The 20,723-nt window shown below is 69.6% G+C and carries 19 protein-coding genes and 1 pseudogene; 10 read left to right on the forward strand and 10 right to left on the reverse strand.

Translation table 11 applies throughout. The features are described from left to right. Positions 1-97: 97 nt before the first annotated feature. The 5 genes from MSG_RS18815 to MSG_RS18835 are packed head-to-tail and all read left to right on the forward strand — an operon-like array spanning position 98 to position 5,697. The gene (locus MSG_RS18815; RefSeq protein ID WP_096441947.1) at positions 98-736 is read left to right on the forward strand and encodes a TetR/AcrR family transcriptional regulator; all 639 of its coding nucleotides are present in this window, start codon (positions 98-100) and stop codon (positions 734-736) included. After that, the gene (locus MSG_RS18820) at positions 726-1,655 is read left to right on the forward strand and encodes an ABC transporter ATP-binding protein (RefSeq protein ID WP_096441949.1); all 930 of its coding nucleotides are present in this window, start codon (positions 726-728) and stop codon (positions 1,653-1,655) included. Before MSG_RS18815 ends, MSG_RS18820 begins: the two co-directional genes overlap by 11 nt. Then, positions 1,655-3,295, forward strand: coding sequence for an ABC transporter permease (locus MSG_RS18825; RefSeq protein WP_181159206.1), 1,641 nt, complete (start codon positions 1,655-1,657; stop codon positions 3,293-3,295). The genes MSG_RS18820 and MSG_RS18825 overlap by 1 nt, the downstream gene beginning before the upstream one ends. Before the next feature lie 5 nt (positions 3,296-3,300). Further along, complete coding sequence (locus MSG_RS18830; protein ID WP_096441953.1) at positions 3,301-3,975, forward strand: methyltransferase family protein; 675 nt, start codon at positions 3,301-3,303, stop codon at positions 3,973-3,975. A 27-nt stretch (positions 3,976-4,002) separates the two neighbouring features. Further along, positions 4,003-5,697 (forward strand): CocE/NonD family hydrolase, encoded by a 1,695-nt coding sequence (locus MSG_RS18835; protein ID WP_096441955.1) that lies wholly within the window; start codon positions 4,003-4,005, stop codon positions 5,695-5,697. Here the strand turns inward: MSG_RS18835 and glgC are convergent. Next, entirely contained in the window at positions 5,694-6,908 is a 1,215-nt protein-coding gene (glgC, locus tag MSG_RS18840) for a glucose-1-phosphate adenylyltransferase (protein ID WP_096441957.1), read from the reverse strand. The genes MSG_RS18835 and glgC overlap by 4 nt on opposite strands. Before the next feature lie 181 nt (positions 6,909-7,089). Between glgC and glgA the strand changes: the two genes are divergently transcribed. After that, positions 7,090-8,253, forward strand: coding sequence for a glycogen synthase (gene glgA / locus MSG_RS18845; protein WP_096441959.1), 1,164 nt, complete (start codon positions 7,090-7,092; stop codon positions 8,251-8,253). Between the two features lie 31 nt (positions 8,254-8,284). On the opposite strand, the gene MSG_RS18850 is transcribed toward glgA, so the two are convergent. The 5 genes from MSG_RS18850 to folP all read right to left on the reverse strand — a co-directional run bounded on the left by MSG_RS18850 (position 8,285) and on the right by folP (position 11,484). Beyond that, positions 8,285-8,452: a DUF3117 domain-containing protein gene (locus MSG_RS18850; protein WP_003406247.1), complete on the reverse strand. Its 168-nt coding sequence runs from the start codon at positions 8,450-8,452 to the stop codon at positions 8,285-8,287. A 176-nt stretch (positions 8,453-8,628) separates the two neighbouring features. Further along, positions 8,629-9,210 (reverse strand): DNA-3-methyladenine glycosylase I, encoded by a 582-nt coding sequence (locus tag MSG_RS18855; RefSeq protein ID WP_096441961.1) that lies wholly within the window; start codon positions 9,208-9,210, stop codon positions 8,629-8,631. Continuing rightward, positions 9,207-9,560 carry a DivIVA domain-containing protein gene (locus tag MSG_RS18860; RefSeq protein WP_096441963.1) on the reverse strand — a complete coding sequence of 118 codons (354 nt, stop codon included), beginning with the start codon at positions 9,558-9,560 and terminating at the stop codon, positions 9,207-9,209. Before MSG_RS18860 ends, MSG_RS18855 begins: the two co-directional genes overlap by 4 nt. A gap of 47 nt (positions 9,561-9,607) precedes the next feature. Further along, positions 9,608-10,612, reverse strand: a complete 1,005-nt coding sequence (locus MSG_RS18865) for a glucosyl-3-phosphoglycerate synthase (protein ID WP_096441965.1) — start codon at positions 10,610-10,612, stop codon at positions 9,608-9,610. After that, a complete protein-coding gene (gene folP, locus MSG_RS18870) occupies positions 10,609-11,484 on the reverse strand; it encodes a dihydropteroate synthase (protein WP_096441967.1) in 876 nt (291 codons plus the stop codon). The genes MSG_RS18865 and folP overlap by 4 nt, the downstream gene beginning before the upstream one ends. A 13-nt stretch (positions 11,485-11,497) precedes the next feature. Between folP and MSG_RS26030 the strand changes: the two are divergent. Next, positions 11,498-11,861: pseudogene (locus tag MSG_RS26030) on the forward strand (hypothetical protein). A 5-nt stretch (positions 11,862-11,866) separates the two neighbouring features. Here the strand turns inward: MSG_RS26030 and fadD6 are convergent. Next, complete coding sequence (gene fadD6, locus MSG_RS18880) at positions 11,867-13,651, reverse strand: long-chain-acyl-CoA synthetase FadD6 (RefSeq protein ID WP_096441969.1); 1,785 nt, start codon at positions 13,649-13,651, stop codon at positions 11,867-11,869. A gap of 33 nt (positions 13,652-13,684) precedes the next feature. After that, a complete protein-coding gene (locus tag MSG_RS18885; RefSeq protein ID WP_096441971.1) occupies positions 13,685-14,245 on the reverse strand; it encodes a TIGR00730 family Rossman fold protein in 561 nt (186 codons plus the stop codon). A gap of 74 nt (positions 14,246-14,319) precedes the next feature. Between MSG_RS18885 and MSG_RS18890 the strand changes: the two genes are divergently transcribed. Then, positions 14,320-16,461, forward strand: coding sequence for an AAA family ATPase (locus MSG_RS18890; RefSeq protein WP_170063169.1), 2,142 nt, complete (start codon positions 14,320-14,322; stop codon positions 16,459-16,461). A gap of 43 nt (positions 16,462-16,504) precedes the next feature. Next, complete coding sequence (locus MSG_RS18895) at positions 16,505-17,170, forward strand: hypothetical protein (RefSeq protein WP_096441973.1); 666 nt, start codon at positions 16,505-16,507, stop codon at positions 17,168-17,170. A 48-nt stretch (positions 17,171-17,218) separates the two neighbouring features. Here MSG_RS18895 and dapE read toward each other — a convergent pair whose 3' ends face one another. After that, a complete protein-coding gene (dapE, locus tag MSG_RS18900; RefSeq protein ID WP_096441975.1) occupies positions 17,219-18,283 on the reverse strand; it encodes a succinyl-diaminopimelate desuccinylase in 1,065 nt (354 codons plus the stop codon). A 14-nt stretch (positions 18,284-18,297) separates the two neighbouring features. On the opposite strand from dapE, the gene dapD reads away from it, so the two are divergent. Beyond that, entirely contained in the window at positions 18,298-19,260 is a 963-nt protein-coding gene (gene dapD, locus MSG_RS18905) for a 2,3,4,5-tetrahydropyridine-2,6-dicarboxylate N-succinyltransferase (RefSeq protein WP_096441977.1), read from the forward strand. 4 nt (positions 19,261-19,264) lie between these two features. Here the strand turns inward: dapD and MSG_RS18910 are convergent, their stop codons facing one another. Then, entirely contained in the window at positions 19,265-20,521 is a 1,257-nt protein-coding gene (locus MSG_RS18910; protein ID WP_096441979.1) for an MFS transporter, read from the reverse strand. Positions 20,522-20,723 lie beyond the last annotated feature (202 nt).

A 20,723-nucleotide genomic window follows, 5' to 3' on the forward strand; every position in this document is an offset into this window, starting at 1 on the left:
CAGTCGCGACTGCACCCAGCGCCGGCGGACATCTTTTCGAATTCGTTGCGCGGATCCGCCTTGACGCCGGACTGAACATCCGTTTAGCGTACTAAACATGCGTTCAGCCGACCTGACTGCCGCCGCCCGGATCCGCGATTCGGCGATCAGACAGTTCGGTGAGCACGGCTTCGGGGTCGGGCTGCGCACCATCGCCAAGGCGGCGGGTGTAAGCCCGGCGCTGGTCATTCACCACTTCGGCTCCAAGGAAGGGCTGCGCAAGGCCTGCGAGGACTACATCGCCGAAGAGATCTACAGCAGCAAGTCCGAGGCGATGCGGTCCAAAGACCCGGCCACCTGGTTCGCGCAGCTCGCCGAGATCGAGGCCTACGCGCCGCTGATGGCCTACCTGGTACGCAGCATGCAGGCGGGCGGCGAGCTGGCAAACATGCTGTGGCGCAGGATGATCGACAACGCCTACGCGTACCTGGAAGAGGGCGTGCGCGCCGGGACGATCAAGCCCAGCCGCGATCCCCAGGCCAGGGCCAGGTATCTGGGCATCACCGGCGGCGGCGGCCTGCTGCTGTACATCCAAATGCACCATACCCCAACGGATTTGCGGACGGTCCTGCGCGACTACGCCCGCGACATGGTGTTGCCCGCCCTCGAGATCTACACCGAGGGATTGATGACGGACCGGACGATGTACGACGCTTTCCTGGCCGCCAATGATCAAGGAGAATCGCATGGCAATTGACAACTCCACCCAGACCGCGCCCATCGAGATCCACGGCCTGGTCAAGAACTTCGGCGCCGTGCGGGCCCTGGACGGCCTCGACCTGACGGTGCGCGCCGGCGAAGTGCACGGATTCCTGGGCCCGAACGGCGCCGGGAAGTCGACCACGATCCGGATCCTGCTGGGCCTGGTCAAGGCCGACAGCGGGAGCGTCCGACTGCTCGGCGGCGACCCGTGGACGGACTCCGTCGAACTGCACCGCCAGATCGCTTACGTGCCAGGCGACGTCACGCTGTGGCCGTCGCTGACCGGTGGCGAGACCATCGATCTGCTGGCCCGGATGCGCGGCGGCGTCGACTACCGACGCCGTGTGGAGCTGATCGAGCGCTTCGACCTCGACCCGCACAAGAAGACCCGCACTTACTCAAAGGGCAACCGGCAGAAGGTCTCCCTGATCTCCGCCTTCTCCTCGCGGGCTGGGCTGCTGCTGCTGGATGAGCCCAGCAGCGGCCTGGACCCGTTGATGGAGAACATCTTTCAGCAGTGTGTGGCCGAGGCACGCGACCGCGGCGTGACCGTCCTGCTGTCCAGTCACATCCTGGCCGAGACCGAGGCCCTGTGCGAAAGAGTGACCATCATCCGGGCCGGCAAGACGGTCGAAAGCGGGTCGCTGGACTCGATGCGTCACCTCAGCCGCACGTCGATCAAGGCCGAAATGATCGGCGATCCAGGCGATCTCAGCCAGATCAGAGGTGTCGAGGATATCAGCGTCGACGGCAACACGCTGCGCGCCCAGGTCGACGGCGATAGCCTCGGGGAACTCATCCGGGTGCTCGGCGACGCGGGGGTGCGCAGCCTAGTCAGTCAGCCGCCGACACTCGAAGAGCTCTTCCTGCGCCACTACGACACTGGGCGCAGCGACACCAGGGCATCGGCGTGATGAGCACCGCAACACTGCAACGGCCCGGCACCCCGGCAAGCCATGGGCCACACCGCAGTTCGAACTTCGCCGGAACAATCGGAATGCTGCGCCTGTATCTGCGCCGCGACCGCGTGTCACTGCCGCTGTGGGTGCTGCTGCTGTCGCTCCCGCTGGCCACCGTCTACGTCGGCAGCGTGGACAAGGTCTACCCCACCCAGGCCGCCCGCGCCGGGTTCGCCGCCTCCATCATGGCCAGCCCCGCCCAGCGCGCGCTCTACGGGCAGGTCTACAACGACAGCCTGGGGGCGGTCGGCATGTGGAAGGCCGGCATGTTTCACGTGTTGATCGCCGTCGCCGTCATCCTCACGGTGATCCGGCACACCCGAGCCGACGAGGAAGCCGGACGCACCGAGCTGATGGACTCGACGGCGGTCGGACGCTACGCGAGCCTGTCCGCGGCACTCATCCTGTCGTGCGGGGCCGCTGTGGCCACCGGCGCCATCGGCGCGGCGGGATTGCTCAACACCAGCGTCCCCGCCCGCGGATCGCTGGCCTTCGGGGCCGCGTTGGCCGGCTCCGGCGTCGTGTTCACCGCCGTCGCCGCGGTGGCCGCCCAGCTCTCACCCAGCTCGCGCTCGTCGCGCGGCGCCGCGTTCGCCGCCCTGGCAACCGCATTCACGGTGCGCGCCATCGGCGATGCCGGCTCCGGCGGGCTGACCTGGCTCTCGCCGTTGGGGTGGTCCCTGAAGGTCCGGCCGTACGCCGGCGATCACTGGTGGGTGCTGCTGCTGCACGTGATCACCGCGGCCGTCCTCACCGCGACGGCCTACGGACTCCTGGCCCGCCGCGACGTCGGCGCGGGGCTGGTCGCCGAACGCGCCGGCCCCGGCCGCGCGGCCGCGGCGCTGCGCGGCGTCTTCGGGCTGACGTGGCGGTTGGACCGCGCCACCCTGCTGCTGTGGACCGTCGGCCTGACCCTGTTCGGCCTGCTGATGGGCAGCGTGGCGCACGGCGTCAGCGACGAGTTGGGCGACGGCGCGGCGCGTGACATCGTCGCGCGGATGGGCGGCACCGGCGCTGTGGAGGAGGCGTTCATCACGGTCGCCTTCACGATGATGGGCATGGTGGCGGCCGCCTTGGCCACCTCGCTCACCCTGCGGCTGCACCAGGAGGAGTCCGCCCGGCGCGCCGAGACGGCGCTGGCCGGTGCCGTTTCGCGAACCCGTTGGCTGGCAAGCCATGTGGTGAGCGCGCTGCTCGGTTCCGCGGTGGCGGTGCTGCTGGCCGGCGTCGCGGGCGGGTTCGTCTACGGCATGGCGGCCGGCGACGTGCCCGGCAAGCTCGGGTTCGTCGCCGCGAGCGCGGCGATACAATTGCCCGCCGTCTGGCTGTCGTCGGCGATCACCGTCGGATTGTTCGGTCTCACATCGCGATTCACGCCGGTGACATGGGGCGTGCTGGTCGGCTTCGTCTCGGTGTACCTGATCGGTTCCCTGGCGGACTTCCCGCAGTGGCTGCTCGATCTCGAACCGTTCGGGAATCTGCCGCGGGCCGGGAGTGACTTCACGGCCGTGCCGTTGCTGTGGCTGCTGGCCATCGACGCGGCGTTGATCGTTATCGGGGTCGTGGCGTTTCGTCGACGCGACCTGCGTGGTTAGCCGCCATGAACACCGGGATCCGCATCGCGGCGTCGTCGGTGCTGGGGACGGCCACCATGGCGGTGATCTTGTTCGCACCCGCCCGAACCCTGAACTATTGGCAGGCTTGGGTTTTCCTCGCCGTGTTCACGGCGGCCACGCTGCTCCCCAGCATTTATCTGGCCCGGACCAACCCCGCCGCGCTGCGGCGACGTATCCACGCCGGGCCGCGCGCGGAGACCCGACCGGCCCAGAAGATCATCATCGTCGCATCGTTTTTCAGCATGGTCGCGACGATGGCGTTCAGCGCGCTCGACCATCGGTTCGCCTGGTCGCCGGTGCCCGCATGGGTTTGCGTCCTCGGCGATGCGCTGGTGGTGGTCGGGCTGGGCGTCGCCCAGCTTGTGATCGTCCAAAACGGTTATGCCGCAGCCACCATCACCGTGGAAGCAGGCCAGACGTTGACCACCGACGGCCTCTACGGATTCGTGCGGCATCCGATGTATGCCGGGGACGTGGTCATGATGGTCGGGATGCCTCTGGCCCTCGGCTCGTACTGGGGGCTGATCTTCGTCATCCCGGGCGCCGTGGCGCTGGTACTGCGCATTCTGGACGAGGAAGAACTGCTCACTTCCGAACTGCCCGGATACCGCGAATACGCGCAACGAGTGCGCTATCGACTGCTGCCGTACGCGTGGTAGCGACGAGCGGGCTCTAGGGTGTTGGGCGTGGCGCGACACAAGCCGCCCGCCCTGGATGCGCCCTGGCGTCGCCCCGGCGCCCTGCGGTACGCGGTGCAGCGGATTCGCGGTTTCGCCCGCCCGCCCATCACGGTTACCGAGGCGCCGACCGACATCGTCATCGACCGCGACGTCGAAGTGCCAACCCGCGATGCGACGGTATTGCGGATCAACGTCTTTCGAAACGGAGACAACGCCAGGCCCGTCATTGTCAGCATCCATCCCTACCGCAAGGACAATCTGCCGGCTTGGCAGGGCAAGAGGTCGACATTCTCGATCCGCTACCGCGCGTTGCGCCAACCCACACCGGTCACCTTCTCCGCCCTGACCGGGTGGGAGGCCCCCGACCCGGCCTGGTGGGTGCCCCAGGGTTTCGTCGTGGTCAACGCCGACTCGCGCGGCTGCGGCCACTCCGAGGGCGCCGGCAAGCTGCTATCACAGCAGGAGGCGCGGGACACCTACGACCTGGTGCAGTGGATCGCCGAACAGCCCTGGTGTGACGGCAATGTCGTCATGCTCGGCGTGTCCTACCTGGCGATGAGCCAATACGCCGCCGCAGCCGAGCAACCGCCGGCGTTGCGCGCCATCTGCCCGTGGGAAGGGTTCACCGACGCCTACCGCGACCTGATGTTCCCCGGCGGCGTACGCGAGACCGGTTTCTCCCGGCTGTGGTCGGGCAGCCTGAGTCGCGCCACCCGGCAGACCTACGACTTGGCGCGCATGCAGGACGAGCACCCGCTACGCGACGACTTCTGGCGCTCGGTCACTCCCGACCTGTCAGCGATCACCGTGCCCATGCTGGTCTGCGGCAGCTTCTCGGACAACAACCTGCACAGCCGGGGATCGATGCGGGCATTCACCCGGGTCGGGTCCACGCACACCCGGCTGTACACCCACCGCGGCGGCAAGTGGACCACCTTCTACTCCGAGGCCGCCCGGGCCGAGCAGCTGACGTTCTTTCGCGCCGTGCTGGACGGCGCGCCGGCTTCGCGCAGTGTGCGGCTGGAGGTGCGCGAGGACCGCGACACCGTCACGGCCGTGCGCGAGGAAGCCGAGTGGCCGCTGGCCCGCACGCATTGGCGGCCTTTGTATCTCGCCGGTTCCGGAGTCCTGGCGCCCGAGATGCCGACCACCGCGGGCCACATCACCTTCCGAACCCGTTCTCGTGCGGCGGCATTCACGTGGACGGCCCCCGCCGATGTCGAGCTGACCGGACCGATGGCGGCGCGATTGTGGGTCGAGCTCGACGGCATCGAGGACGCGAACCTGTTCGTCGGCGTCGAGAAGTGGCGGGACGGAGAATTCGTCGAATTCGAGGGGTCCTACGGTTACAGCCGCGACCGGGTGACCGCCGGCTGGCAGCGGGTCGCTCTGCGCGCGCTGGACCCCGAAGTGTCGCGACGCTGGGAGCCGGTCCCGACTTGCACGCAGCCGCAGCCGGTGTCCGCCGGCGAGGTGGTGGCCGTCGACGTTGCGCTGGGCCCGTCGGCGACGCTGTTTCGCGCTGGCGAGCAACTGCGGCTCGTGGTCGCCGGGCGCTGGCTGTCCCCGCGCAACCCGCTGACCGGCCACTTTCCCGTGTCCTACGCCAGCTCCGAGCGCGGCCGCGTCACGCTGCGCTGGGGCCCGGGCCACGACGCCCAGCTGCTGGTCCCCGAGATCCCCGCACAGCGGAACGGCTAAACCCAGACGCCCTTGCCGACCGCGACCACGCCGCCGGAGCTGATCGCGAAGCGTTCCCGGTCTTTCTCCAGGTCAACTCCGACCATCTCGCCGGGCCCGATGACGACGTTCTTGTCCAGGATCGCGTGCCGCACCACCGCGCCGCGGCCGACCCGCGTGCCCGGCATGATCACGCTGCCCTCCACGATCGCCCCGTCGTCCACCACGACGTTCGAGGACAGCACCGAGTTGCGGACCGAGGCGGCCGAGATGATGCTGCCAGCTCCCACGACCGACTCCTGCGCGGAGCCGCCGTTGACAAATTTCGCCGGCGCCAGGTTCTCGGTCGCACCGCGAATCGGCCAGCGCCGGTTGTACAGGTTGAACACCGGATGCACCGACACCAGGTCCATGTGCGCGTCGTAGAAGGCGTCCAGGGTTCCCACGTCGCGCCAGTAGGCGCGGTCGCGGTCGGTGGCGCCGGGCACCTCGTTGTCGGAGAAGTCGTAGACCGCGGCGATCCCGTCGCCGACCAACCGCGGGATGATGTCGCCGCCCATGTCGTGGTCCGAGTGATCGTCGTCGGCGTCGGCGCGGATCGCGTCGATGAGCACCTTGGTGGTGAAGATGTAGTTGCCCATCGACACGAACGAGGTGTCCGGGTCGTCCGGCGTCCCGGGCGGCTCGAGCGGCTTCTCCAAGAAGTTTCTGATCCGACCGGACTCGTCGGCATCGATGCAGCCGAACGCGCTGGCCTCGCTGCGCGGGACCCGGATGCCTGCCACGGTCGCGCCGGCCCCGCTGTCGATGTGGAATTGGACCATCTGTTCGGGGTCCATCCGGTACACGTGGTCGGCGCCGAAAACGACTATGTAGTCGGGGTCTTCGTCGTAGATCAGGTTCAGCGACTGGTAGATCGCGTCGGCCGACCCCGTGTACCAGCGCGGGCCGAGCCGCTGCTGCGCCGGGACCGGGGTGATGTACTCGCCGGCCAGACCGGACAACCGCCAATTCTGCGAGATGTGACGGTCAAGTGAATGCGACTTGTATTGTGTGAGAACGCAGATTCGCAGGAAACGGGCGTTGACGAGGTTGGACAGCACGAAATCGATCAGCCGATAGGCGCCGCCGAACGGAACCGCGGGCTTGGCCCGGTCCGCCGTCAGCGGATACAGCCGCTTGCCCTCACCGCCGGCCAGGACGATGCCCAGCACGTGTGGCGCTTCCCTCATGGCGTCAAACCTAACGGCCGCCGCCAACCGCTGCCAGGGGGAACAGCGGATTGGCCGCCGGCCCGGCGTGCGTTGACGGGCTGTCCGTCAAGGTATTTGGCCGATTTCGACACGCCGGGCGCCGTGACGAAATGCCCGGGCCCGCCGCGCGCGCCGGGCCGCCGACAACTACGGTGCGGGTATGCGGGTGGCGATGATGACGCGGGAGTATCCACCGGATGTCTATGGCGGGGCCGGAGTACACGTCACCGAACTCGTGGCCCAGCTGCGCCGATTGTGTGCGGTCGACGTGCATTGCATGGGCGCGCCGCGCCCGGGTGCGTTCGCGTATCAACCCGACCCGCGCGTCGAGGACGCCAACGCCGCGCTGTCCACTCTGTCGACCGACCTGGTGATGGCCAATGCGACCGAGGGGGCGACGGTCGTGCATTCGCACACCTGGTACACCGGCCTGGCCGGGCATCTGGCCGCGATGCTCTATGGCATTCCGCACGTGCTGACGGCGCACTCGCTGGAACCGCTACGGCCGTGGAAGGCCGAGCAACTCGGCGGCGGCTACCGGGTGTCGGCGTGGGTGGAGCGCAACGCGGTGCTGGCCGCCGACGCCGTGATCGCGGTCAGCTCCGGGATGCGCGAGGACGTGCTGCGGGTCTACCCCACGCTGGACCCCAGCGCCGTGCATGTCATCCGCAACGGAGTCGACACCGACGTCTGGTACCCGGCCGGGCCGGTGCCCGGCGGGTCCATGCTGAGCGAGCTCGGCGTCGATCCCGACCGACCGATCGTGGCGTTCGTCGGGCGTATCACCCGGCAGAAAGGCGTCGCCCACCTGGTGGCCGCCGCGCATCACTTCAGCCCGGACGTCCAGGTAGTGCTGTGCGCCGGCGCGCCCGACACCCCGGAGATCGGCGAAGAGACACGGGCGGCGGTGGCCGAACTGGCTCGCGCCCGCACGGGCGTGTTCTGGGTCCGGGAGATGCTGCCGATCGCGGAGCTACGAGAAATACTCTCGGCGGCAATGGTTTTCGTGTGCCCGTCGGTGTACGAGCCGTTGGGCATTGTGAACTTGGAGGCGATGGCCTGCGCGACGGCGGTGGTGGCCTCCGACGTCGGCGGCATCCCCGAGGTGGTCGCCGACGGGATCACCGGCTCGCTGGTGCATTACGAGGCCACCGAGCCGGTCGGCTATCAGAAAAGGTTGGCCGCGGCGGTCAATGCGCTGGTGGCCGACCCGGAAAAGGCGGAGCGCTACGGCCGCGCCGGGCGCCAGCGCTGCATCGACGAATTCTCCTGGGCCCAGGTCGCCGAACAGACGCTGGACATCTACCGGAAGGTGTCCGCGTAGCCGACGCTGGCTCGCGACCTTCACGATTTGCTCAGCTCGTGACGCCCTTGAGTTCGTCGCCCAGGGCCGCGGCTTCGTCGGGCGTCAACTCGACGACAAGGCGACCACCACCCTCGAGTGGTACTCGCATTACGATGCCGCGCCCCTCCTTGGTTGCTTCCAGAGGACCGTCTCCGGTCCGGGGCTTCATCGCCGCCATCGAGTGCTCCCTCCAGATTCGAGCTGACCCGCCGCCGCGGACGTGGTCGGGGCCGGGCACGGCCCGTCAGTGAATGTCCAGCCATACCCGACGTTGAACTGCCAAATCACCCCTCTATTGTTCCCTATCCGGCTGGCCAAATGCACAAGACCCGGCCATCGGGGCCTCGGTGCGCCTCAACCGGCCCCCGACGGAACCCAGCAGGCGGCGATGTGGTCGTCGACCATCCCGGTCGCCTGCATCAGCGCATAGGCGGTGGTGGGCCCAACGAATCGGAAGCCACGGCGCTTGAGCTCGGCCGCCATCGCCTTCGATTCGGCGGTGGCCGCAGGGATTTCGGACGTCTCGGCGGGCCGCGGCCGCGGCGGCGGCGCGAACGACCACAGCAGGTCGGACAGGTCTTCGGACGACCCGAGCTCGGCGACCGCGCGCGCGTTGGCGATCGTCGCGTCGATCTTGGCCCGGTTGCGGACGATCCCCGCGTCCGCCATCAGCCGTGCCACGTCGGCGTCGGTGTACCGGGCGATCTTCTCCGCGTCGAACCCGTCGAAGGCCCGCCGGAAATTCTCCCGCTTGCGCAAGATCGTCAGCCAGGACAGCCCGCTCTGGAAGGCCTCCAGGCTCATCCGCTCGAACAGCGCCACCCCGCCGCGCAGCGGGCGGCCCCACTCCTGGTCGTGGTAGTTGCGGTACAGGTCGAAATCGGGGCCGGGCCGAAGATTGGCCCAGCTGCAGCGCACCCGATCGTCGTCGCTCACACTGAATCCTGACGGTCCTGGCTGTCGTCGAGTTCCACCGGATTGCTGCCGGCCTGGTCTTCGGGCGGGCCCTGGACCGCGGCCAGCTGGCCGCGCAGCGCCTCGAGCTCGCGGGCCAGCCGGTCCAGCACCCAGTCCACCTCGCTGGTCTTGTAGCCGCGCAGCACCTGGGTGAACTTCACCGCGTCGACGTCGGTTCCGGTGACTCCGTAGGCGGGCAACACGGTCGCGGTCGTCCCCCGGGGCAGAGGCGGCAACTGCTCGCCGCGACCGAACAGCAGGCTTGCCGCGCCGAACAGCACGATCGCGACGAGGACCAGTACGACCAGGTACAGCAACACCAGAGCCACGCCGCCATCTTGCCCTAAGGCAGCGACGGTTCAGCTGAGCGTGGGCCCTATAGCGGCTGGATGACGTTCATCGGCGGCCGGTCCACCAGCGACACCAGCGAGGTGCGTTGGGTGTAGCCCGAATCGCCGGGGCCGGCGGGCACGAACTGCGTCAACCCCACCCCGGAGTCGGGGATGCCGCAGCGCGACAGCAAGGTGGCGATGACCTGGCGGCTCATCACGCCCAGCTCGGCGAGCGGCCGGTTGCGGTGCGCCCGCACCCCGAGGTTGACCTGGGCGATCGCGTCCAGACCCAGCCGGTCGAAGATGTCGACCAGCAGGCCGATCTCCACGCCGTAGCCCGGCGCGAACGGCAGCGACCTCAGCAATTCCCGGCTGGCCGCGTACTCGCCGCCCAGGGGCTGTACCACGCAGCCGAGTTCGGGCCGCAGCGCCGAGAGTAACGGCCGGGCCACCAGCTCGGTGACCCGGCCACCGCCGGTGGCACTGACGTCGCCGCCGACATCCCCGACGTCGCTGAGCTCGCTGCCCCGCAGCGGCCGCCGGTAGAAGCTCTTGACCAGGTGAATGCCGTCGCCGGTGAGCAGCGGGCCGACCAGCCACGGCACGAACATCGGGTGCGGGTCGATCAGGTCGGAATCGACGAACACCACGATGTCGCCGCGGGCGGCCGCGAGCGAGCGCCACAACGCCTCCCCCTTGCCGGGCCGGATCGGCACCTCGGGCAAGGCCTGCTCGCGGCTGATCACGCGGGCACCGGCCGCGACGGCGCGGATCTCGGTGTCGTCGGTGGACCCGGAGTCCAACACGATCAGCTCGTCGACCAGGCCGTCGACCAGCGGCGAGATGCTTTCGATCACCGAGGCGATGGTGTCTTCCTCGTCGAGGGCCGGCAGCACCACCGAGATGGTCCGCCCCGCCTTCGCGGCTTCCAGTTCGGCGATGGTCCAGCCCGGACGGGTCCGCCGGTCGTCGGCCAGCCACACGTCCCCGGGGCGGGCGGCGATGGCGCCGCTGGCGAGATCGCGGGCGACCAGATCCGATGCGGTCATGCGAGCCCCCGCACGGTGCGCGTCGGCGGGCGCGTGCCCTGGATCGAGGCCACCATCTCCAAAACCCGCCGGGTGGCCGCGACCTCGTGCACCCGGAAAATCCGTACCCCGGCGGCGGCCGCCAGCGCGGTGGCGGCAAGTGTTCCCTCGAGCCGTTCGGTCAGTTCCACACCCAGAGTCTCCCCGACGAAGTCCTTGTTGCTCAAAGCCATCAGCACCGGCCACCCGGTCTTAACAAGGTCGGCCACGTGACGCAACAGCAGCAGCCCGTGAAAGGTGTTCTTGCCGAAGTCGTGGGTCGGGTCGATCAGCACCCGGTCGCGGGCGACGCCCGCGACGACCGCGCGCTCGGCGGCGGCGGTGACCTGGCGGATCACGTCGTCGACGACTCCGCGGGTGCTGGTTCCGTAGCTGATTCGGAAGGGCCGGGTGCGCGGCCGGGCGCCGCCGGTGTGCGAGCACACCAGGCCGGCACCGAATTCGGCGGCCACCTCGGGCAGCGCGGGGTCGACGCCGCCCCAGGTGTCGTTGATCAGGTCCGCGCCCGCCGCGCAGGCGACCTTGGCGACCTCGGCGCGCCAGGTGTCGGCGCTGATCAGCTGGTCCGGGTAGGCGTCACGCAGCCATTCGATGAACGGCACCAGACGGGCGATCTCGGTCTGCGGGTCGACGTCCTGTCCCGGCCCCGCCTTCACCCCGCCCACGTCGATGACGTCGGCCCCGTGCGCGACGGCCCGATGAACCGCGGCCTGGGCGGCTTCGTCGGCGAAGTGCGCACCCTTGTCGTAGAACGAGTCCGGCGTGCGATTGATGATCGCCATGATCAGCGCGCGATCGGCTGCGACCGGCCGGCCGCACAGATTTGACTGCACCCGTCCATGGTGCCTGGTCGCCGGAGGAACTTGGGATCCGGTCGGACCGACCTGGTTGACGGGCCATCCCTGCCGGGCCCTTGGCGTAGTCGGTGCAGTGTTCGGAGTCGCGGTGCTCGGCGCTGGTGTGGCGAGCGCCGATAGCCCGGTGCGGTTGAAAAGCCGATTCGGCGATGTCTGCCTGGACGTCTGTTGGGATCCGCTCGGGACCAGCTGGACCATCCAGCCCAACGGCTGGGTCACGAGTCAATTTACTTACGGGCTGCTTACTTACGGGCTGCCTCACCGTCCTCGGCGGCCCCGGTCCCGGGACTCTCGTGTCTACACGCCCTTGCAACGGCGATGGACCCGAGCAGGGGTGGAACAGCGTTCCGTAACCGGCTCAGCCCTGCGGTCGCTTACCGCCCGCAACTTCTTGCGGATACTCGTCGTAGTAGGGCACGTAGCCCTCATCGCGGCCGGCCAGGACGTAGAGCGGATCGGCCACGCCGGGGCCGTAGGCCTGTTCGCGCAGCTCGACCTTGCGGCTCTTGAAGGTCGTGGTGTGCTCCAGCGACTCCACCACCCGCACGAACAGCGGCAGCGCGTAGGAGGGCAGCTCGTCGTACACCGAGCGGGCCAGCGACTTGCCGTCGAACTCGGCGCCGTCGCGCAGCTTGACCGCGGCCATCCCGGCGCGGCCGCCGGTGTCCGGGATCTCGACGCCGAAGACCGTGCACTCCTCGACGGACTTGTTCGACGCCAGCGCCGCCTCGACCTGCGTGGTCGCGACGTTCTCGCCCTTCCAGCGGAAGGTGTCGCCGAGCCGGTCGACGAACGCGGCGTGTCCCATGCCCTGCGGACTCATCACGTCGCCGGAGTTGAACCAGCAGTCACCCTCACGAAAGGCGTTGCGCACCAACTTCTTTTCGCTGGACTCCCGGTCGGTGTAACCGTCGAACGGCTGCAGCCGGTTGACCGGGCTGAGCAGCAGGCCGGGTTGGCCGGCGGGCACCCGGACCACGCGGCCGTCGTCGTCGCGCAGCGGGGCGCCGGTGTCCGGGTCGTACTGCACGTAGGCCAGCGGCGTCGGCGAGACGCCGGTGGTCCGCGGCACGTTGAAGATGTTGATGAAGGCGGCATTGCCCTCGCTGGAGGCGTAGAACTCGCACACCCGCGCGATGCCGAACCGGTCGGTGAAGTCGTCCCAGATCTCCGGGCGCAGGCCGTTGCCCGCGACCAGCCGGACCTTGTGCCCGCGGTCGGTGGGCTTGACCGGCTGGTTGAGCAGATACCGGCAGATCTCCCCGATGTAGATGAACGCCGTGGCCTCGCCGGCGATCACCTCGTCCCAGAACCGGGAGGCCGAGAACGACTTGCCCAGGGCCAGCGTCGCGCCGGAGTTGATCACCGACGACACCGCGACCGTCAGGGCGTTGTTGTGGTACAGCGGCAGGCAGCTGTACAGCGTGTCGGAACTCCTCAGCCGCAAACCGAGTCCCCCGAACGCGGCCAGCGCGGCCAGCCAGCGCCGGTGCGTCATCACGCTGGCCTTCGGGTATCCGGTGGTGCCCGAGGTGAAGATGTAAAACGCCGGGTCGCGGGCCTGCACCGTCGACACCGACGCGGGATTGGCGGCCGGCGCGCCGACGGCGAAGCGGTCCAGGTCCTCGATGGTCAGCGTCGCGGTGACGGCCGGGGCGCCGCTCTCGGTGACGGCGCTGACCAAGTCGGTCTCGGCGACCAGCACCTTGGCGTTGAGCAGGCCGAGGCTGTGGGCCAGCACGTCGCCACGCTGGTGGTAGTTCAGCATCCCGGCGACGGCGCCGCACTTGACCGCGGCCAGCATGGCCAGCACCGTGTGCGGCGAATTGCGCAGCATGATCGCGACGACGTCGCCGTGCCCGACACCACGCGCGGCCAGGACGGCGGCGTAGCGGTTGGCGGCCGCGTTGGCTTCGCCGTAGGTCAGCTGCTGATCGCCGAAGCGCAGAAAGACCCGGTCGGCAAAGCGGGCGGCACGGTCCTGGAAGACCGCACCGATCGACTTGTGCGAACTCGGACGGGCCACCAGCCCGGTCAGTGCTCCCCGCACGATGGTCGGCAGGTCCGTCAGCACGCTCGGCAGCGCCGACGCGATGTCGGTCAGACCGACCGCCTTGCGCGCTCCCCCGTTGTGATCGGACACGTGATTCCTCGATTCCCGGTTACGCACCCGACTTCACGGCGCGCACGCCTCAAGCGCGGCACTCACCTTATCGACCAGCACCAGCCGGTCCATCGCCAACTGCGAGATGTACCCGTTGTCGAGCAGCCCGTTCAGCCAGAGCCACAGGCCTTCGTAGTGTCCCCAGGGATCCAGCATCACGACGGGCTTGTGGTGCATGCCCAGGTAGCCGGTCGTCCACGCCTCGAACAGCTCGTCGAGGGTGCCGACGCCGCCGGGCAGCACGATGAACGCGTCGGAGCGGTCTTCCATGATCCGCTTCCGGTCGCGCATGGTGTCGGTGACGATCAGCTCGTCGGCCGCGGCGTCGGCGATCTCGCGGCGCATCAACTGTTGCGGAATGACGCCGACGGTCCGCCCGCCGCGCGCCCGCGCCGCCGTCGACACCGCGCCCATCGCCGACACGTGGCCGCCGCCCCACACCAGCGTCCAGCCCCGCTCGGCTATCGCCTCGCCGAGTTCGCTGCTCAGTTCCAGCAATTCGGGGTGGGTGGGACCGGACGCGCAATACACGCAGACCGCCCATGTGCGTACGGAGTCGCGTTGCGCGGGCATATCCGCCAAAGGTAGACCAACCCTGACGGCCGTCGCCGGGTTGGGCACAAAAGCTGGGCAATAAAATCTGGCTGATGCCGATTCGATGGAACGTCCCCCAGCACGAGGCCGCCCTGGCCCAGCTCGACGCGGTGCTGGGTGACCCGGCCCGGCCGGGTGCGATCGTGCTCGGGCCCGACGGCATCGGCAAGTCCACGTTGGCGCGGTTGGCCGCCGAACACTTCAGCCAGCGCTACCCCGACACAATCGTGCGCTGGGTGACCGGAACCCCGACCGAGCGCGTGGTCCCGTTCGGCGCCTTTGGCCATCTGGTCGAGATCGCCGACATCGGCAAGCCAGCCGCGCTGTTGCGTGCCGCCCGGGCGTCGCTGGCCCGCGATCCGCAGAGCCGCGTGCTGCTGGTGGTCGACGACGCCCATGATCTGGACATCCTGTCGGCCACGCTGATCTACCAGTTCGCGCTGGCCGGCACCGTGCGGATGATCGTCACCGCCCGCGGCTCGGACCTAGCCGCGACGCCCGAGGCGATCGCGGCGCTGTGGTCCGACGGCCTGCTGGATCGCCTCGACATCGAGGCACCCGGCGACGCCACCAAGCCCGCGGACGCCGACGAGTTCATCGCCGAGTTACCCGCGCCGGCGCGGGCGGTGCTGAACTATCTGTGCGTGCAGGAGCCGCTGTCGGTCACCGATCTGATCATCCTGGCCGGCGACGGCGCGGTGTCCGAGGCGCAGGACTGGGGTGCGGTCGAGACCCGCGTGCGCGGCGACGACCCGGACGGCGCGGTGGTCTACACCGCTCATCCGTTGTTCGCCGAGCGGGCCCGCGCCGCGCTGGGCGCCGACGGTGCCCGGCGCTGCCGCACCGAGCTGGTCAACCGGCTCTCCCAGCACCCCACCGAGCGGCTCAGCGACCGGCTGCGGCTGGCCTCCCTGGCGGTCGACAGCGACGCCCCGCAACCGGTGGCCGACGTCGTCGCCGCGGCCGCGCAAGCGCTGCGGCTCGGCGACCTCGCCCTCGGGGAACGGCTGGCCCGATCGGCGTTCGACCGGTCGGGCGACGTGGCCGCGCGGCTGTTGCTGGCCAACACCCTGGCGTGGCGGGGCCGCGGCCGGGAGGCCGAGGCGCTGCTGGCCGCGCTCGACCCCGTGGGGCTCGCCGAACCCGAGCTGATGTCCTGGACGTTGCTGCGAGCGGCCAATCAGTTCTTCATGCTCAGCGAGCCGGAGCGGGCGACCGCGTTTCTGCAGACGATCCGCAATCGCGTCGCGGATGCCGGTCCGCGGATCACGCTGGACGCGTTGAGCGCCACCTTCGCGATGAACGCGGGCAGCCTCGGGCATGCCGTCGACCTCGCGGGCGAGGTGCTGGCGTCGCCGGCCGCCGACGATCAGGCGGTGGCGTGGGCGGCCAGCGCGGCCGCGCTGTGCGCGGCGCGGCAGGGCCGCTTCGGCGACGTCGAGTCGCTAGCGCAGCGCGTGGCCCACGCCGAGCACCCCGGGCTGCTGCGCTTCACCGTCGGCCTCGGCCAGACCACCACGTTGGTGATGGCCGGTCGGCTCGAGACGGCGGCCGAACTCGCGCGGGAGTTCACCGATTTTGCCGAGCTGCAGCAGCCGGGCCGCGCGATCGGTGAGGTGCTGCTGGCCCACGTGCTGGTCGCCGCCGGTGAATTCGACCGGGCCGCAACGCTGCTCGGCCCGGCAAGCGCGACATTGGAACGCACCGGGTACTCGTGGGGGCCGCTGTCGCTGATGCTGCTGGCCACCGCGCTGGCCCAGCAGGGAAAGATTGCCGCGGCCGCGAAAGCGTTGAGCAGGGCGGAATCTCGACACGGAACCAAGTCGGCGCTGTTCGGCCCGGAACTCGGCGTGGCGCGGGCATGGCGGTTGGCCGCGGCGCGCGATGGGCACGGCGCCATCGCCGCGGCCCGCGACGCGGCCCGGATGGCCGAGCGCGGCCGGCAGCGCGGCGTCGCGCTGCGCGCCTGGCACGAGGCCGTCCGGCTCGGGGACACCCGCGCGGTGGATCCGCTGACCCGGTTGTGCGGCGAGATCGACTGCGTCGTGGGCCGCGCCGCGCTCGCGCACGCGCAGGCGCTCGCGGCCCACGACGCCTCGGCGCTGCGGGCGGTGTCGCAGGACCTGGCGGCGCTGGGCCTGAGGGCGGCGGCCGCCGACGCGGCCGCACAAGCCGAATCGGCGGCCGCGCATTGAGGCGCGAGCCGCCGAGGACCCAGCACCGCGTTACTGTCGCGCCGTGCCCGTCGTCCGCTCCGCGCCGCGTTACTGGTTCTGGTCTCACGACGTCCTGCCCGACCAGGTGGCGGACCTGGCCATGCCCGGCATGCGATTACAGCGGCTGGTGAGCTACCGGCGCGGCGCACAGGCCAGTCGCCGATTCGCGGGGCTGTATTGGGACGACGACGGGGCGATCGCGGCCCCGTCACGCAGCTGGCTCGTTGACGCCGACGCCGACGTCGTGCCGGGTAGCGGGGCGGCTCGCTTCACATTGATTCTCGAGCCGCAACCCGCTCCGGCCCGGAGTTTTCATCCGGACCTCAGCGCCGCGGCCGTCGCCGAGCTGGTCGACGGCGGCTATGCGGTCGTGGACCTGGCCACCTACCTGCGGGGCGAGACCCGGGTATTCGCGGCGATCGTCGAATCGGGCACCGACCACCACGGCAGCTTCTTCCCCGCGTTGAGCGCCACCGAAGTGCGCAGGACGCTGGCCCCTCCGGCGTCCTGCCCACCCGGGTTCGCGCCTACCACTCGCCGGCCGGCTGGCGCCTCGCCGTCGTCGGGGAACGCGCTCGTGGCACCTCGTGGTCGGTACACGTCGACCTCGACGGCGACGACGTGTCCGCCACGCTGGAGCAACACCGCGCCTACCCGCTGGACCTGGACGCTGTCGGGCACGGGTTGAGCGTTCGGTTCGCGGTCGTCGCCGGGGCCTGATGCTGAAGGCCCGGCCCTAACCGCTCAGGTAGCGCCGCAGCATCGCGGCCGCCGCGGTGATCGCCGTGACGGACACGTGTTCGTCGCGGGTGTGCGCCAGGTTGGGGTCGCCGGGCCCGAAGTTGACCGCGGGGATGCCCAGCGCGGCGAACCGGGACACGTCTGTCCAGCCGTATTTCGCGCGGACCTGCCCACCGGCGGCGTCGACCAAGGCCTTGGCGGCCGGCTGCGACAAGCCGGGCAACGCGCCCGCGGCGGTGTCGGTCAGTTCGATCTCGACGTCGAGGCCGTCGAACACCTCGCGCACGTGTTGCAGCGCCGCGTCCGGTGAGCGGTCGGGGGCGAAGCGGTAGTTGACGGTGACGGCGGCGGTATCGGGAATCACGTTGCCGGCCACGCCGCCGTCGATGCGGACCGCCGACAGGCCCTCGCGGTACTCGCAGCCGTCGATGTCGACGGTGCGCGCCCGGTAAGCCGCCAGCCGGTCGACAACGGCGCCGAGCTTGTGAATTGCGTTGTCGCCCAGCCAGGAACGCGCCGAATGCGCGCGCGTGCCGGCGGCGCTGATCACCACGCGCAGCGTGCCTTGACAGCCCGCCTCGATGAAACCGCCGGTGGGCTCGCCCAAGATGGCCACATCGGCGGCCAGCCAGTCCGGCAGTTCGCGCTCGATGCGACCCAAACCGTTTGCCGCCGAATCGATTTCCTCACAGTCGTACATCACCAGGGTCAGGTCGTGCACGGGTTCGGCCACCGTGGCGACCAGATGTAGGAACACCGCGTCGCCGGATTTCATGTCGGCGGTTCCGCAGCCGTGCAGCACGCCGCGCTCGGCGCGGCCGGGCAGGTTGCCCGCCGCCGGGACGGTGTCCAGGTGGCCGGCCAGCAGGACCCGCGACGGCCGGTTGCGGTGCGTGCGGGCCAGCACGGCATTGCCGTTTCGGACGATCTCGAAACCCGAGGTCTGGGCGCGCAGCGCGGCCTCGACCTCGTCGGCGATGCGGGCTTCGTCCCGCGACTCGCTGGGGATGTCCACCAGCGCCGCCGTCAGCTCGATCGGATCGCCACGCAAGTCCAGCACGCCCCCAAGGTACCGTGACGACCGTGACTGGAGCTGCAAGTATCGGGCTAGCGACGCTGGCCGCCGACGGATCCGTCCTCGACACCTGGTTTCCCGCACCGGAACTGACCGACGGGGGCGGTAGCGACACGTCAACAACACAGCGCCTGGCGCTGTCCGACGTGCCGCCGGAGCTGGCCGCGCTGGTGAGCCGCGACGACGACCGCCACACCGAAACGATCGCCGTGCGCACCGTCATCGGCTCACTCGACGATGTGGCCGCCGACGCTTACGACGCCTACCTGCGGCTGCACTTGTTGTCGCATCGGCTGGTGGCGCCGCATGGGCTGAACGCCGGCGGCTTGTTCGGGGTATTGACCAACGTCGTGTGGACTAACCACGGGCCCTGCGCGGTCGAAGGATTCGAGGCGGTCCGCGCGCGGCTGCGCCGCAAGGCCCCGGTGGCGGTCTACGGCGTCGACAAGTTTCCCCGCATGGTCGACTACGTCCTGCCCACCGGGGTCCGCATCGCCGACGCCGACCGGGTGCGGCTGGGCGCGCACCTGGCGCCGGGCACCACGGTGATGCACGAGGGTTTCGTCAACTACAACGCCGGCACCCTGGGCGCGTCGATGGTCGAGGGCCGCATCTCGGCCGGCGTGGTGGTCGGCGACGGGTCGGACATCGGGGGCGGGGCGTCGATCATGGGCACGCTGTCCGGCGGTGGCACCGAGGTCATTTCGATCGGCAAGCGGTGCCTGCTGGGCGCCAATGCTGGCCTGGGGATTTCGCTGGGCGACGACTGCGTCGTGGAGGCGGGCCTGTACGTCACCGCAGGCACCAAAGTCCTGACGCCCGAAGGCAAGACGATGAAGGCGCTCGAGCTGTCCGGCGGCAACAACTTGTTGTTCCGCCGCAATTCGGTCAGCGGGGCCGTGGAAGTCGTCGCGCGCGGCGGCCACGGCATCGCGCTCAACGAGGAGCTGCACGCGAACTGAGGAACTACAGCTTCGTCTCCATGGTCTCGGGCAGCAGGTAGGTGCACACCAGGCTGATCAGGGCGAGACCGGCCAGCATCGCGCCGATCGACCAGGTGCCGTAGGCGCTCATCAGCGTTCCCGCGATCATCGGCGGAACGGCACCCCCGAGCACGCCGGCCAGGTTGATCGACAGCGCCGATCCCGTGTACCGGTAACGGGTGGCGAACAGTTCGGGGACGAAGGCGCCGACGGGCCCGCTCCCGATGCCGTTGATCGCGAAGGTGCCGACGATGGCGACCGCGTACCACACGGGTTTGCCGGTGTCGATCAGCGGCATCACGGCGAACGACCACGGCACCGAGGCCGCCCAACCCACCAGCATGAGCCGGCGGCGGCCCATTCGGTCGGACAGCACTGCCGAGACCACCAGGCACACGATGCTCGCGAGAGCTGCCAGCGCGCCGACCGACCAGATGAAGCTGCGGGGATAGCTCAGGTGCGAGTGGGCATACATGGCCAGATAGGTGTTGCCCATGTACACGAACGCCATCCCGCCCACCGAGGCACCCGCGGCGAGAACGATTTCCCGGCGCTGCAGGCGCAGCGCCTCGGCGACCGGCGCCTTTGGTACCAGGTTGCGGGATCTTTCCTCGACGAAGACCGGGGTCTCGTCGATGTTGAGCCGCACATACAGGGCCAACGCGATCAGCACCGCGCTGATCAGGAACGGGATCCGCCAACCCCACTGCAGGAATTCGGGACTGTACTCACCGATGGTGACGTTCACGCCCAGGAACGTCAGGCTGCTCAGGACGCCGGCGACGCCCCCGCCGAGCAGGGTGAACATGCCATACAGGCCGCGCCGGTTGGCGGGCGCGTACTCGGCGCTGAGCAGCACCGAGCCGGCCCACTCACCGCCCACGGCGAAACCTTGCAGCAGCCGCAGCACCATCAGGATCAGCGGCGCGGCCATCCCGATGGACACGGTGCTGGGCACCAGTCCCACGCTCACCGTCGACACGGCCATGATCAGCAGCGTCGCAACCAGGGTCTTCTTGCGGCCCAGCCGGTCCCCGTAGTAGCCGAACGCTGCCGCGCCGAGGGGCCGGGACAGAAACGCCGTGGCGAACGTCCCCATCGAGGCGATCATGGCCACGCCGGGGCTGAGGCCCGGGAAGAACACGGCGGGAAACACCAGCGCCGACGCGGTGCCGTAGATGAGGAAGTCGTAGAACTCGATTGCCGAACCCGTCAGGCACGAGAGGGCGATCCTTGCCATCGGCGGGCGGCGCGGTTCGGCCGTCAGCGTCGCAGCCGACCCCGCTGCGCGGGTCAACTCACTCATGACACATCCCTAACTGCCACCTTGATGTGTTGCCTGCATGTCCACAAACGAAGTTATGCGAAGGTCCGGGCTCTCGCTCGCCCGAAAACCTGGCAACATCCTGCGCGTGGCCCGAAATCCCAGCTGACGGCCCATG

This window comes from Mycobacterium shigaense, assembly GCF_002356315.1.
Taxonomy (GTDB): domain Bacteria; phylum Actinomycetota; class Actinomycetes; order Mycobacteriales; family Mycobacteriaceae; genus Mycobacterium; species Mycobacterium shigaense.